General features: G+C 33.2%; 11 protein-coding genes. 4 read left to right on the top strand and 7 right to left on the bottom strand.

Features of this window, described 5'->3' with window-relative positions:
* Positions 1–34: 34 nt before the first annotated feature.
* The 7 genes from ACTJIW_RS16895 to thrA all read right to left on the bottom strand — a co-directional run bounded on the left by ACTJIW_RS16895 (position 35) and on the right by thrA (position 9,145).
* A protein-coding gene (locus ACTJIW_RS16895) for an IS3 family transposase (RefSeq protein ID WP_440718436.1) occupies positions 35–1,401 on the bottom strand; the annotation gives its coding sequence in 2 pieces (ribosomal slippage) (positions 35–933 and positions 933–1,401; 1,368 coding nt in all).
* 93 nt (positions 1,402–1,494) lie between these two features.
* On the bottom strand, positions 1,495–2,079 hold the full coding sequence (locus ACTJIW_RS16900) for a hypothetical protein (protein ID WP_440716073.1): 585 nt from the start codon (positions 2,077–2,079) through the stop codon (positions 1,495–1,497).
* A 136-nt stretch (positions 2,080–2,215) separates the two neighbouring features.
* A complete protein-coding gene (locus ACTJIW_RS16905) occupies positions 2,216–3,469 on the bottom strand; it encodes a hypothetical protein (protein WP_440716072.1) in 1,254 nt (417 codons plus the stop codon).
* Positions 3,457–3,909 carry a hypothetical protein gene (locus tag ACTJIW_RS16910; protein WP_440716071.1) on the bottom strand — a complete coding sequence of 151 codons (453 nt, stop codon included), beginning with the start codon at positions 3,907–3,909 and terminating at the stop codon, positions 3,457–3,459. The genes ACTJIW_RS16905 and ACTJIW_RS16910 overlap by 13 nt, the downstream gene beginning before the upstream one ends.
* A 203-nt stretch (positions 3,910–4,112) precedes the next feature.
* Entirely contained in the window at positions 4,113–5,402 is a 1,290-nt protein-coding gene (thrC, locus tag ACTJIW_RS16915; RefSeq protein ID WP_440716070.1) for a threonine synthase, read from the bottom strand.
* Between the two features lie 190 nt (positions 5,403–5,592).
* Positions 5,593–6,513 (bottom strand): homoserine kinase, encoded by a 921-nt coding sequence (locus ACTJIW_RS16920; RefSeq protein WP_121361654.1) that lies wholly within the window; start codon positions 6,511–6,513, stop codon positions 5,593–5,595.
* A 184-nt stretch (positions 6,514–6,697) separates the two neighbouring features.
* Positions 6,698–9,145 carry a bifunctional aspartate kinase/homoserine dehydrogenase I gene (gene thrA / locus ACTJIW_RS16925; protein ID WP_440716069.1) on the bottom strand — a complete coding sequence of 816 codons (2,448 nt, stop codon included), beginning with the start codon at positions 9,143–9,145 and terminating at the stop codon, positions 6,698–6,700.
* 643 nt (positions 9,146–9,788) lie between these two features.
* Between thrA and hutH the strand changes: the two genes are divergently transcribed.
* The 4 genes from hutH (at position 9,789) to ACTJIW_RS16945 (ending at position 14,112) form a co-directional block, all read left to right on the top strand.
* A complete protein-coding gene (hutH, locus tag ACTJIW_RS16930; protein ID WP_440716068.1) occupies positions 9,789–11,303 on the top strand; it encodes a histidine ammonia-lyase in 1,515 nt (504 codons plus the stop codon).
* A gap of 49 nt (positions 11,304–11,352) precedes the next feature.
* Positions 11,353–11,997 carry a DUF47 domain-containing protein gene (locus ACTJIW_RS16935; RefSeq protein WP_012024643.1) on the top strand — a complete coding sequence of 215 codons (645 nt, stop codon included), beginning with the start codon at positions 11,353–11,355 and terminating at the stop codon, positions 11,995–11,997.
* Positions 11,998–12,027: 30 nt separating this feature from the next.
* Positions 12,028–13,362 (top strand): anion permease, encoded by a 1,335-nt coding sequence (locus tag ACTJIW_RS16940; protein WP_440716067.1) that lies wholly within the window; start codon positions 12,028–12,030, stop codon positions 13,360–13,362.
* Positions 13,363–13,599: 237 nt separating this feature from the next.
* Positions 13,600–14,112 (top strand): hypothetical protein, encoded by a 513-nt coding sequence (locus ACTJIW_RS16945; protein WP_433810264.1) that lies wholly within the window; start codon positions 13,600–13,602, stop codon positions 14,110–14,112.
* Positions 14,113–14,137: the final 25 nt, after the last annotated feature.

Raw genomic sequence — 14,137 nt, forward strand, 5'->3', positions numbered from 1 at the left:
TAGACTGCACCCAAAAGTTTAGACAAATTAATAATTAAGTTTTATAATAATGAGCTCGATATTGTATCGGGCTCATTCCTTTTAGATTAAGTTTAATCCTGTCATTATTATAATAATTTATATACTCGATAATCTCTTGTTTCAATTGATTAATGGAAGTGTATTTTTTTAGATAAAACAACTCTGATTTTAATATTCCAAAGAAGTTTTCAATTATCGCATTATCAAGACAATTGCCTTTTCTGGACATGCTTTGCATAATTCCTTTTTTCTTTAATAAATGCTGATATTGTATCATTTGATACTGCCATCCTTGGTCAGAATGCAGAGTCAGATTAGTATTATCGGGTATTTTTTTAAATGCTTTTTCAAGCATATTTAAAACTTGATTAAACACTGGTCTTTGCGATAATTCATAGCTAATTATCTCTCCATTAAACAGATCGATTATCGGCGATAAGTACAATTTATTGCCAGAAACATTAAATTCAGTCACATCGGTTGCCCATTTTTGATTAGGTATATCAGCCTTAAAATTGCGCTGCAGTAGATTAGGGGCTATTTTTCCCTGCTCTCCTTTATACGATCTGTACTTCTTGATTCTGATTAGACTTTTTAATCCTAAAAATTTCATTAATCGAAGCACTGTTTTGTGATTAATTAAAATCCCCTCTTTTTTGAGTAATAGAGTAATACGTCTATATCCTAACCTGCCCTTATGATAATTGTAAATCTGTTTAATTAAATCTTTTATCTCTTGATATTTATCGATTACCTGACCTTTCTTTTCATAGTAATAATACGTACTTCTAACCATGTTCATACAATTTAGCAAAAGATCTAAATCATACTTATGCCTTAATTCCATTATGGTTTGAGCTTTTTGTTTTGATTGGCTTGCTCGGCTTGAACTAAGGCGTTGAACTTTTTTAGAATTTCGTTCTCAGCGCGCAGGTACTCTAACTCCTTTAAGAGTTCCTCTTCCCTGGTTAAAGGTTTGTCTGTTTTTCGTTGCTTTCTCTTAAAATTCATAACTGCTGGTCTGCCACGTGATTTAAGTTCTAAGCCTGCCAAATCATCTTTTGCATATTTTCTTTGCCAGCTAATTATGGTTGACTGCGCTGGAATTTTGAAAATCAAGCAGGCTTCATCCAAAGATAAAGACTTATTTTCAATGGTTTGTATTACTTTTAATTTAAAGTCTGCAGTATAAACTTTATTTTTCTGCCTTGGTAAAAGACCTTCAATTCCAAATTCATTATAGCGGCTAATCCAGCATGTAAGGTTGCTTTCAGCTATCTTGTTTGCTCTAGCTGTGCCTTTAACCGAGTTATGCCTTTTCATAACTTCTTCTACACAACGAAGTTTAAATTCACAATTGTACTTGACTTTTCTTTCCATAAAAATGCCCCCAAATAGTGTCTAACTTTTTGGGGGCAGTTCACTTCGAGATCTCTTTTTTATTTGTGTTCACGAACGAACGTTTAAGTTACTTTATATTGTATGTGATTTTACACGATTAGTTATTCTTACCATGTCATTTTGCAATTCTGCAATTCGTAATCTTAATTCATTATCATCAAATCCTATATTTAAATTTAAAGAGGAATTAAGGTTGTGAATTAGTTCATTTTGATAAAGATATTTTTTTGCAAAATAATCAGCATGGAATTCATTTTCAAGCTGAATTTGGTTGTTTGTATTATCTAAATCATTTAGATTAATTTTTCTTAAGGAAGCTTGAAATGGATTTAATTTTTCTCCATATTCATTTACAATATGACCAATTTCATGTAATATAACCGCTGTAAGATTTGCATCATATCTTGAACATAATTCTTCATTTACAATTATTAAATGAATAATATTATCGTTATGAAAAAAAGATTGTGTTATTCCATAGCTTTTATTAGCTACTGGCGAAATTCTTCCAGGATAGTTTTGTATTGCGTCAGCATAATTAATAATAAAAGTTTGATCTGTTATAATAGGTATATTTTCTTCAAATTCAATATTATTAACGAGATTGATTGAGGTACTTAGATTTTCCGATATTGTTGTATCAATTAAATATTGCATTTATTTTTATTTTTATAATTACACTTTAGTGTTTGTAATGCTAATAATTAATTCTCTTGCTAGTGCGAACTTGTCGCTTGTGTCTGTTTTAATTGGGGTGTGAATTTCTTTGTGTTCACGAGTGAGGGAATAATAATTATCTTCTATTTTCTTTATATGCGATTCCTACTTTTTTTGTTGTTTGATCTATAAAATAATCATGATTAAAAGAATAAATCTCAATACAGTTGTCTTTAATAACATGTAAATGATTTTCATAGAAATGTGATCTTGGGTACACTCTCCATTTTGTAATTGGTCCCGGAATTTTAAGAACCTCTTCATTGCTAAAAATTATTATTAGTGAGTTTTCGCATTCTACAATTGTTCCAAAATAGGATGTTCCACCGCCTATAACTTTTCCATCCCAAGAATTTATATTTAATTTATATACAGATGAGAAATAATCTTCTCCATTTTTAATCTTTGCGTAATTATTAAAGCGAACAATTTGAAAATCTTGTGTAGTTGCTCTGTAAACTTTATCTTCAACCGCCCAGCTTAACAAATGCTTTTTATTATTATCGAATATTTTTTCCTCTGGTATATCTTCTAAATATTTTCTTCTGAATCTTGGTCTGTTAGATAAACTCATTAATGATAAATCATCATCATCATCATCATCATCATCATCATAATCATTGATAACGTTTTGATTTTTAAGTTCATATAACGACATGAATGATTTGTCAATTAATGAAGAATTGTAAATACTCTGATAAGCATAATTTGCAAAAGAAGAATGTTTTGAACTTATCAATTTAGGAGTTTTTCGATTCCATGTCTTAAAATTATTAATATCCAATTCAAACAATCCCTCACTACCTCCTGATAAAGATAATTGAGGATATTTGTTAGCCTTGAGAGATAATAAATTACAATCCCAAATTTTATTCGGTTTTGAGCTTACAGGATATTTTTTTTCTTTTCGGTGTGCAGAAGATTGAAAAAGTCCTTTTTCAGTAATGAAGTACAAATTATTGGAATAAATTTCTGTATCAGTTGGTAAATACTTTCCAGGTGTTTCTTGTTGACCATACAAAAACGAATTTGATTTTTTTTCAGAAATATGGTAAATTTCCTTGAAAAGTAAATTAAATTTGTTTATTAATAATTGGTTAAACTCTTGATCTTCGAAAAGCATTTTTAAATTATTCTTGTATAAAAAGTTTCCGTCTAAAAAACAAAATTGAAGAGCAATTTTGTCGTTATGATTTTTTGATAAAGAATAAACCATTTCTGACCAATTAAATACTTTAAGTTCACCATTAAATGTCCATAAGTATAGCCTGTCACGGTATATTTGACAATCTAGATAATCTCCATCTATTGAAATTTTTATAGGTTGCATGTTTTTCCTTGTCGTATTTTTAGAATTTGATGTTTTTCAATAACTTGGTTTGTGCGCCAAGTTCTTAATATGTCAATGCTTGGACGATCTTGTGGATTTCTTGCAAAATCGGCTGGATAGCCATGCCATATTTTTACTTCATTTTTATCAACGAATTTGGCAATTTTTAAAATCTCTTTATGACCATTTATTCCTAAATCAGTGAAATTGTTAGCGGTTTTTAAATATCCCCAAGCTAGTCCTTTGTTTTCTAAATATTTGTTTATTTGAGCATTTTTAAAACAAGCTAATTCTTCATGCGTTGAAATAATCCATTTAGCTTTATCTTTCTGTGTTCTACGATGTGCTGATGAAAATATATATTTAACTTTAAAATCTTCAAGTTTATTAGTAGTTTTAATTTCTACTTCAGTTTCAACATCTAAATTATGTTTTGTCATGAATAGAGCGTCTATTTTAATGATTTTATCAACTCGTTTATTTCATTATTCTTTCTCAAATATATGTATTTTTTCTTACCAATTTTTACGGATTTCCGTACTTGATATTTTTTATTTGTTAAATCAAAATAATTTTAGTTTAATGCAATAAAAAAAGCGAGTAAAAAACTTTTTACTCGCTTTAATCATTTATCGTATGTTTTTTACCCCAAAAAAGCTTTCACCTCCTCATAAGTCCCAATCTTCGTACTAACTTTCTCCTCATTAATAACACTCTCAATTTGAGCAGGAATGGGAAGCGTAATTCCTAGAGCAGGTTCAACAACATCTAAAAACTTAATAGGATGTGCTGTTTCTAAGAAAATACCAATTGCGTTAGGGTGTTTTTCTAGTTCTTTTTTCAAACCTAAATAACCCACAGCGCCGTGTGGTTCTGCGATATAACCGTCCGTGTTATAAATTTTCTTTAGAGCTTCAAGAGTTTCTTCATCGGTATAGCTATAAGAAGAAAAGTCTTTTTCGAAAGCTTTTAAGTCGTTGTTGTACAATTCCTGAATTCTGATAAAGTTGCTTGGGTTTCCAACGTCCATGGCGTTAGAGATTGTCGCTTTAGAAGGTTTTGGGTCGTATTTTCCGTTTTCTAAGAATCTTGGCACGGTGTCGTTTACGTTTGTAGAAGCTACAAAATGTTCAATTGGCAAACCTAATTTCTTTGCCATAATTCCGGCGCAGATATTTCCGAAGTTTCCGCTTGGGCAAGAGAAAACTAAAGGTTTATTTTGACTTTTCAACGCTTTGTAAGCAAAGAAGAAATAAAACATTTGTGGTAACCAGCGCGCAATATTAATAGAATTTGCAGAAGTCAGGTTTTTGTGCGCCAAAGTTTCGTCTAAAAACGCTTTTTTCACCATATCCTGACAATCGTCAAAAACACCGTCTACTTCAAGCGCTTTAATGTTTTGCCCTAAAGTAGTCAATTGTTTTTCCTGAATATCGCTCACTTTTCCAGACGGATATAAAATGACAACATCAACGCCGTCAACGCCAAGAAATCCGCTTGCAACAGCTCCGCCTGTATCTCCAGAAGTGGCTACTAAAACAGTGTTTTTAGCGTCTTTTTTGTCTTTATTGAAATAACCCAAACAACGTGACATAAAACGCGCTCCAACGTCTTTAAAAGCCATTGTTGGTCCGTGGAATAATTCTAATGAGTAGATTCCGTTTTCGACTTTCACAACCGGGAAATCAAAGACTAAAGTTTCGGCAATGATTTCTTTTAGTTTTTCTGCTGGAATTTCGTCACCAACAAATTGTTTGATTGCTTCAAAAGCGATTTCTTCGTGGCTTAAACTTTCGATTTTATCAAAAAAAGAAGGATCAAGCGGTGTGATGCTTTCTGGGAAATATAATCCTTTGTCAGTTGCTAATCCTTGTATAACAGCTTCCTGAAAAGAAACTTTTGGTGCATTATGGTTTAAACTGTAGTATTTCATTTTTTTGTGGCTTTAAGCTTTAGGCTTTAGGCATTAGGCTTTTTTATGGCTTTAAGCTATAAGCATTAGGCTTTATGCTTTTTCCTTATGCGTTTGGCTGTTTTAGCTAATTGCTTTTTCTTTTTTTTGTTTTCAATATTTTCTGCAAAGATTTTAAGCTTATTGCTTAAAGCCTATTGCTTACAGCGTGCTATAGCACACGGACGCCGTCTGGGTTAATTTTCGAAACGTGAATTTCATACGGTAAATTCATTTTTTCGTAAACGTCGCTCATGGCTTTTGCGATTTGGTCGGCGGTTTCTTTTCCTCTGCTTAAAGCGAAAATAGACGGACCAGAACCTGAAATTCCAGAACCTAAAGCGCCGTTTTCGTAAGCCGTTTGTTTAATTTGGTCGAACCCTGGAATTAAAACACTTCTTAAAGGCTCAACGATTTCGTCATGAAGCGAACGTCCGATTAATTCGTAATCTTTTGTGTAAAGACCTGCAACCAATCCGCCGACATTTCCCCATTGCATAATGGCGCTTTTTAGGGAAACATTTTGTTTTAAAACCGAACGAGCGTCAGAAGTTTTCAACTCAATTTGCGGGTGAACCACTGTTGCGTACAATTCTTCTGGGCTATCAATTCTGATAATATCAAGCGGAGCATAACTTCTTACCAGCGTAAATCCGCCTAAAAGGGCAGGAGCAACGTTGTCGGCATGCGCGTTTCCGCTGGCTAATTTCTCGCCCTGCATCGCAAACTGAACCAGATCTTTACGAGAATAAGGTCTTCCCAATAATTCATTAATTCCGAAAACCGCTCCGGCAGAACTTGCAGCACTGCTTCCAATACCGCTTCCGGCTTTAATGTTTTTATAAATTTCGATTTCGAATCCAAAATCCAATTCGTCCAAAGTTTCAAGCATTGCCAAAGCCGCAACTCCAGAAACGTTTTTCTCGGTTTCCAAAGGCAGATCGGCACCCACAATTTTAGTGATTCGAACTCCTTTTTGATCGACTTTTCGAACAATCATTTCATCGCCCGCATTGTCTAAGCAAAGTCCCAATACGTCAAATCCGCATGAGAGATTGGCAATTGTAGCGGGACAGAATAATTTTATTTCCATTTTTTGTTGTTTCAGGTTTCAGGTTTAAAGTTTCACGTTGCCAAACTTTGTGAGCTTAACCGCAAGGTTCGCAAGGTTTTTTCGCAAAGTTCACAAGAAAAAACAAAGCTTTGCGAACCTTGCGTTCCCGATAGCTATCGGGATTGCGTACTTTGCGGTTAAACTTCAAACCAGAAACAAAAATTTATATATTACCTATTCGAATAACGTCAGCAAAAATTCCTGATGCTGTAACCGCTGCTCCGGCACCGGCTCCTTTGATTAATAAAGGCTGATCTACGTAACGATCTGTGTAGAAAAGCACGATATTGTCTTTTCCTTCTAAATTGTAGAAAGGATGCTCTTTTGGGATGAATTGCAGACCTACGCTTGCTTTTCCGTTTTCGAATTGCGCCACGTATTTCAATCTTGAATCTTTGGCTAAAGCTTCTTTATAAATACCTTCAAAATGAGCAGCATGTTTGATTAACGATGCGAAGAAATCTTCGTTGTTTGTTGTTGCTAAACATTCTGCAGGCAGGAACGATTCGTTTGCAATGGCATCAATATCCATTTCGTAACCGCTTTCACGAATTAGAATCAGGATTTTACGCGCTACGTCAATTCCGCTTAAGTCAATTTTTGGATCTGGTTCTGTGAATCCTTGAACTCCGGCTTCTTTTACCACGTCGTGGAAAGAATTATTTTCGTCAAAATTGTTGAAAATAAAGTTCAAACTTCCTGATAAAACTGCCTGAATTTTATGCACTTTATCGCCAGAAGCAATAAGGTTTTTTACGGTGTCAATAATTGGTAATCCCGCACCAACATTCGTTTCAAACAAGAAAGGAGCGTTGTATTGACGAGATAGATTTTTTAATTTTTTATAATTGTCGTAAGCAGATGAACAAGCAATTTTATTACAAGTTACAACCGCAATACTTTCTTTTAAGAATTTCTCGTACATTTCAGAAACGCTTGCATTTGCAGTAATATCTACAAAAATACTGTTACGTAAATTCAGTTCTTTTGCACGGGCGATAAATTCTGCCGCAACTGCATTTTCTCCTTTTTCTAAAGTCGACTGCCAGTCTTTTAAAGAGATTCCGTCTTCATCAAAAATCATTTTTCTTGAGTTTGATAAAGCAATTACGCGAACATTAATTTTTAAAACATCTTTTAAAAATTTTCTTTGGTTGTGAATCTGCTCTATGAATTTTTCTCCAACATTTCCAACTCCCATTACAAATAAGTTGAGCTGTTTTGTGTTTTCTTCAAAGAAGTTTTCGTGAAGAGTATTCAGTGCTTTTTTAACGTCTCTTTCGTTAATTACAGTCGAAATATTTCTTTCAGAAGCACCTTGTGCAATTGCACGAATGTTTACGTTGTTTTTTCCTAAAGTACTGAACATTCTTCCGCTCAATCCCTGGTGATTTTTCATGTTTTCACCCACCAAAGCAATAATGCAAAGGTCTTTTTCTACATAACAAGGATCGATTTTGTTTTGCGAAATTTCGATTTCAAAAGCTCTGTTAATTGCAGCTTCGGCTTTATCAGCATCAGAATTCAGGATTCCGATACAAATTGAATGCTCAGAAGAAGCCTGAGTAATAAAAATCACGTTGATTTTTTCCTGAGACAATACTTCAAACAAACGTCTTGAAGAACCCGCAACTCCAATCATTCCCGGACCTTCAAGAGTTACAAGTGAAATATTGTCGATATGGCTGATTCCTTTTACAACGGTATCTTTTGATACAACAGTGTCAGAAATCAAAGTTCCCTCAGCTTCTGGTTCAAAAGTATTTTTGATTAAAATAGGAATGTTTTTTCTTAAAACCGGCTGAATTGTTGGCGGATATAAAACTTTTGCTCCAAAATGCGACAATTCCATCGCTTCCTGATAAGAGATATTTGCAATTGGCTGTGCTTGTTTTACGATTTTTGGGTTTGCAGTAAACATTCCGTTTACATCTGTCCAAATTTCCAATTGTTCGGCATCTAAAGCTCCAGCTATAATTGAAGCAGTATAATCAGAACCGCCGCGTCCTAAAGTCGAAGTAATTCCGTCTAAAGTCTGTGCAATAAATCCCGGTAGAATATTGATTTTTGCTTTATTTTCAGCAAAATATTCTTTAATCAGCTGATTTGAAACTTCAAAATTAACAGCTGCTTTTCCAAAATTATTATCAGTTTTAATTAACTCACGGCTGTCTTTATAAACGGCATCTTTTTCAGTTTGCTGAAATGCCTGAGCAATGATGAATGATGAAAGTAATTCTCCAAAACTTAAAATAGTATCGGCAGTTCTTGGAGACAATTCGCCTAATAAGAAACAACCGTCTAATAAAGTTTCTAAATGGTTAATAATTCTTTTTACATGGCTTAAAAGACTGCTTTGTTCACTTACGGGAATTAGTTCTTTTAAAGTATCAAGGTGTTTTTTCTCGATTTCGGCAACAACTTCTCTAAAGCTTTCATCGTTTGCCGCTGCTTTTGCTGCTGCAGATTGAAGCAGATCGGTCACTTTGCTCAGTGCAGAAACTACAACAACAAGTTTATCATTTGCAGCTTTTTGATTAACAATTTCGAGAACAAGTTTTATATTTTGAGCATTGGCTACAGAAGTTCCGCCAAATTTTAATACTTTCATTTTGTGATATTTTTTAATAAGGTGCAATTTTGAGTAACAAAGGTTCAAAGGTTATTAGCTGTGAACTGAAACTGAAAACTGCGGCTATTTTTTTTCTTTTCTAAATGTTTTTCATGTATCCAATAACTCTCTTCTTTCAAGAAAAAAGTATAGGTAACCTAGGATTATATGTAAAAATGTATACCCCTAAGGGGTAGTAGTTGTTGTAGTAGAAATTGTGGCAGCAGCAATTGCAGCTCCTGTTTGAGCTGTAATAATTGTAGATTGATATTTTATGCTGTTACTTTTCATTTTGGTTTTCCAAAAGTACAGCTTTTTATAAAAGTTAAAAACTTCAAAAGCCTTTTTACGAATATTTTAATAATTCAAACCTCTGCAATTCAATATTGAGCATTTGTTAAAATTAGATATGTTAAGTTGAGTTTTTAATATATTTCGGAATTCATTTATTAAAGAAACAGGATTGGCAGTGTTTTGATTTTTAATAAAAACTGCCGGAAAAAGCACTAGCTGACACCATTTTACTATTGTTAAAAAAATAAAAGTATAGAAATGTGCAGGTTAAATTTTTAATTATTGTGATAAAATGTTGCTTTTTAATGTTGATTTGTTGAATTTTGACGTTTTAAAATTTGAAATCATCATGAGAGAAATCCATTATATAAGTACAGAAACGATAACTTTAGAAACACTTCACGAAATTTTATCAAATAATAAAACACTTGAACTGTCTGAAGAAGCTAAAGTAAACGTTCAAAAATGCCGTGATTATTTAGATAAAAAAATGGCAACGCATACAGCGCCCATTTATGGTATTAATACTGGTTTTGGATCTCTTTACAGTGTAAAAATCTCGAATGAAAATTTATCTAAACTTCAGGAAAACCTTGTAAAATCTCATGCCTGCGGAACAGGGGAGGAAGTTCCTGCTGAAATTGTAAAAATGATGCTTTTGCTAAAGATTCAATCTTTAAGCTACGGGCATTCTGGAATTCAGTTAATTACATTACAGCGTTTGGTTGATTTTTATAATAATGATGTTTTACCCATAATTTATACTCAGGGTTCACTTGGAGCTTCTGGCGATTTAGCGCCTTTAGCACATTTATCTTTGCCTTTAATTGGTGAAGGAAAAGTGTTTTTTGAAGGAAAAAAAACAGATTCAGCAGAAGTTTTAAAACATTTTGACTGGGAACCAATTATTTTACAGTCAAAAGAAGGTTTGGCTTTATTGAACGGAACTCAGTTTATGAGTGCTTATGGCGCTCATATTTTGATCAAAGCATATAAATATTCGTATCTGGCAGATTTAATTGGAACCATTTCTTTAGAAGGTTTTGATGGAAGAATCGAGCCTTTTAACGAATTGATACATTATATTCGTCCGCACAAAGGACAGATCGTAACGGCGCAGCGAATTACAGAGTTTTTAGACGGAAGCGAAATCATTGCTCAGGAAAAGAAACACGTTCAGGATCCGTATTCTTTCCGTTGTATGCCTCAGGTTCACGGCGCTTCAAAAGATGCAATTGATTATGTTCGAAAAGTATTCAAAACAGAAATCAACTCAGTAACCGATAATCCTAATATATTTATTGAAGCCGATCAGATTATTTCAGGCGGTAATTTCCACGGTCAGCCTTTGGCTTTGGCTTTAGATTTTATGGCGATTGCTTTGGCAGAATTAGGAAGTATTTCTGAAAGAAGAACGTATCAGTTAATTTCTGGATTGCGTAACCTTCCTGCATTTTTAGTTGATAATCCGGGATTAAATTCTGGATTTATGATTCCGCAGTATACTGCTGCAAGTATTGCCAGCCAGAACAAACAATTGGCAACTCCTGCCAGTATTGACAGTATTGTTTCGAGTAACGGACAAGAAGATCACGTAAGCATGGGAGCAAACGGCGCAACAAAAGCCTTACGAATTTTAGATAATTTAGAGCGTATTTTAGCAATCGAATTATTAAATGCTTCGCAGGCAATTGCCTACAGAGAGCCTTTAAAATCAAGTGATTTTATTGAAATGTTTTTAAGCAGTTACAGAGAAGTAGTGCCTTTGGTAAAAGAAGACAGAATCTTACATAATGATATAGAAAACACAGTGTTATTCCTGGAGAGTTTCCAAATAGAAAACGATTTGTTAACAATGGCTTAACATTGCAAAGTATTAATGGAAGTAATTTTGCGCTATCAAAAATATAAAAATGTCAATAAACAGTATTTTCCAATTTTTAGTGCCGAAAGACAAGAAATTCTTTCCACTTTTTGAAGAAGCTTCAAGCAATTTAATTGAATTAGCTTCTAACTTACACGAAGCTGTAAACCTTCCATTAAAAGAAAGAGAAATTCTTTTTCAAAAGATTGACGAATTAGAACAAAAAGGCGAAGACATTACACGTCAGACCAATTTGGAATTAAGCAGAAACTTTATTACTCCATTTGATAGAGAGGATATTCATACATTAATTACTTCTATTGATAACGTTGCTGATTACCTTCATGGTGCAGCAAGCCGTATGAGATTATATCAGGTTGATAAGATTACAAAATCTATCAGAAAAATGACAGAGATTAATCTTGAAGCTTGTCAAAACATTGACAGTGCGGTAAAAGAGTTAAGAAATTTACAGAATTTTAAAATCATTAAAGATGCTTGTGCCAGAATTAATAAACTGGAGAACAAATCTGATAATGTTTATAATAAAGCAGTTTTTGAAATTTTTGAAAACGAAACAGATGCTAAAAACATCATTAAATATAAAGAAGTTTTATCTGTTTTAGAATCAGCAACAGACAAATGTAAAAGTGTTGCAAACATACTAGAATCTATTTCTGTAAAACATTCTTAATTCAATTTTTCAATCTGAAGTTATAACTTTATGACGCTACTTATATTAATTATAGTATTAGCCTTAATTTTTGATTACATCAATGGTTTTCATGATGCGGCAAATGCTATAGCGACTGTTGTTGCAACAAAGGTTTTAACACCTTTTCAGGCGGTTGTCTGGGCAGCATTTTTTAACTTTTTGGCTTATTGGGTTTTCGGATTTGGTGTTGCAGATACTGTTGCCAAAACTGCGCACACCATGGAAATTAACCTGGTTGTAATTCTCGCTGGAGTAATTGCAGCAATCTGCTGGAACTTATTGACTTGGTGGTTAGGAATTCCTTCAAGTTCTTCACATACATTAATTGGAGGTTTTGCCGGAGCAGCTGTTGCACACGCAATCGCAGTTCACGGTTTTTCTGGTTATGTTGGAGAAGACGGCGCAACACATTATTGGTATGAAATTGTAAGCTGGTATAAGGCAGGAAAAGATGGTGCAATGCCCTCCGGAGTCCTTATTATTATTGCTTTTATAGTTCTTGCGCCATTATTAGGAGCTTTGGCTTCATATTTAATTTCTATTTGGTTATTAAATGCTTCTCGAAAAAGTATTGGTCCTAAAATTTTTACTGGAGCATTAATGATTGCTACAATCGTATTTGTATACTATCAGATGATTCCTTATTCAGAGATTGATAAACCAAGATTTGATTCTCATTTTTGGAGTGTTGCTTTTGAAGCCCACAATATTAAATGGTTTTTAGTTGCTTTCATTGTCTTGACAGTTAGTGGTTTTTGTTTAATATTCAGTAGCTTAAACCTTCATCAGGCTGATGCTGCTTTGAAAAAAATGCAATTATTATCTTCTGCGGCGTTTAGTTTAGGACACGGAGGAAATGATTCTCAAAAAGTAATGGGAATTATTGCTGCAGCAGTTGCTGTTTATATCAATACTAATCATGGAGTACATATGGATGCCTGGTTAGATGTTGTTCTGCCAAATGAAGATTTAGGTGTTAAAGGACAAATGCCAAGCTGGATTCCATTAGCATGTTATTCTGCAATTGCAGCCGGAACCTTAAGCGGTGGATGGAAAATTGTAAAAACAATGGGATCTAAAATCACAAAAGTAAGTTCGTTTGAAGGTGTTGCGGCTGAAACTGCAGGAGCTTTGACACTTTACTTTACAGAGCATTTAAAAATTCCGGTAAGTACAACGCATACTATTACAGGATCTATTATTGGTGTTGGATTAACAAAACGTGTATCTGCAGTTCGCTGGGGAGTTACGGTAAGTTTAGTCTGGGCCTGGATTTTAACTATTCCAATTTCGGCTATATTAGCAGGTTTGGTTTATTTTATACTAAGCGTATTTATCTCATAATATGAATATTGTAAAATGTGATATATAATCACATTTTAAAAAATATCTTAAAGCCGATTTCAATTTGAAATCGGCTTTTTTGTTTGTATTCATAGATAAATATTTTGTCTTAAAATGAAAGTTTAAAAACTTTTAGCGGATATTTTAAAAATGAAATAAAAAGACCTTTGCAAAAAAATATGAGCAGTAATAAACTTTGATTTACGGCTCAATTATGTAATATAAAACAAAATACAAATGCAAAGAATTAATCGTTTCGCGGCTTCAGTTGCTGCTTTAATGTTTATGGGGATCACTTTTTGTTCATGTGATAATAAGCCAGATGATAAAAGAAAGGTTTATTTGCTGGAAGATAAAAAGAAAGTTACTGATACTCCAGATCAAAAAACAGATTCTATTTCTTATTTCTTAAAAGAGTGTGTAAACAGAACACTAACAGGTATTAAGACGGATGAATTAAAATATTTTTCAAAAGAAAAAAACGATACAGTTCTGGTAATTGTTAAAGTTGGAGATATGAAAGATATTGAAAAATCATCCAGAAAAGAATTATTGTTTGCTGTTGAAGACTGCCTAAAAGCGGTCGACTATTTTAAAGATAAGAAGATTTATATTGATGTTGAAGGAAGATTTAATACGTTATTAGTAAAAACACCGGTAAAAGCTGATTTGGACGGTAAATTTGCAGATAGTGATTTGATTTTACCATTTTACGGAAAAAATATAATTCCTAATAAAGAAACTAAGTAATTTAGCGAATTTAATTTACTCGTTT

The sequence above is a fragment of the Flavobacterium sp. 22659 genome (assembly GCF_052044235.1).
Taxonomy (GTDB): Bacteria; Bacteroidota; Bacteroidia; order Flavobacteriales; family Flavobacteriaceae; genus Flavobacterium; species Flavobacterium johnsoniae.

What these genes read in the sequence shown, in the direction of transcription:
- ACTJIW_RS16900 (WP_440716073.1), bottom strand. Translation starts at nt 2,079, where the DNA reads ATGCAATATTTAATTGATACAACAATATCGGAAAATCTAAGTACCTCA.
- ACTJIW_RS16905 (WP_440716072.1), bottom strand. Translation starts at nt 3,469, where the DNA reads ATGCAACCTATAAAAATTTCAATAGATGGAGATTATCTAGATTGTCAA.
- ACTJIW_RS16910 (WP_440716071.1), bottom strand. Translation starts at nt 3,909, where the DNA reads ATGACAAAACATAATTTAGATGTTGAAACTGAAGTAGAAATTAAAACT.
- thrC (WP_440716070.1), bottom strand. Translation starts at nt 5,402, where the DNA reads ATGAAATACTACAGTTTAAACCATAATGCACCAAAAGTTTCTTTTCAG.
- ACTJIW_RS16920 (WP_121361654.1), bottom strand. Translation starts at nt 6,513, where the DNA reads ATGGAAATAAAATTATTCTGTCCCGCTACAATTGCCAATCTCTCATGC.
- thrA (WP_440716069.1), bottom strand. Translation starts at nt 9,145, where the DNA reads ATGAAAGTATTAAAATTTGGCGGAACTTCTGTAGCCAATGCTCAAAAT.
- hutH (WP_440716068.1), top strand. Translation starts at nt 9,789, where the DNA reads ATGAGAGAAATCCATTATATAAGTACAGAAACGATAACTTTAGAAACA.
- ACTJIW_RS16935 (WP_012024643.1), top strand. Translation starts at nt 11,353, where the DNA reads ATGTCAATAAACAGTATTTTCCAATTTTTAGTGCCGAAAGACAAGAAA.
- ACTJIW_RS16940 (WP_440716067.1), top strand. Translation starts at nt 12,028, where the DNA reads ATGACGCTACTTATATTAATTATAGTATTAGCCTTAATTTTTGATTAC.
- ACTJIW_RS16945 (WP_433810264.1), top strand. Translation starts at nt 13,600, where the DNA reads ATGCAAAGAATTAATCGTTTCGCGGCTTCAGTTGCTGCTTTAATGTTT.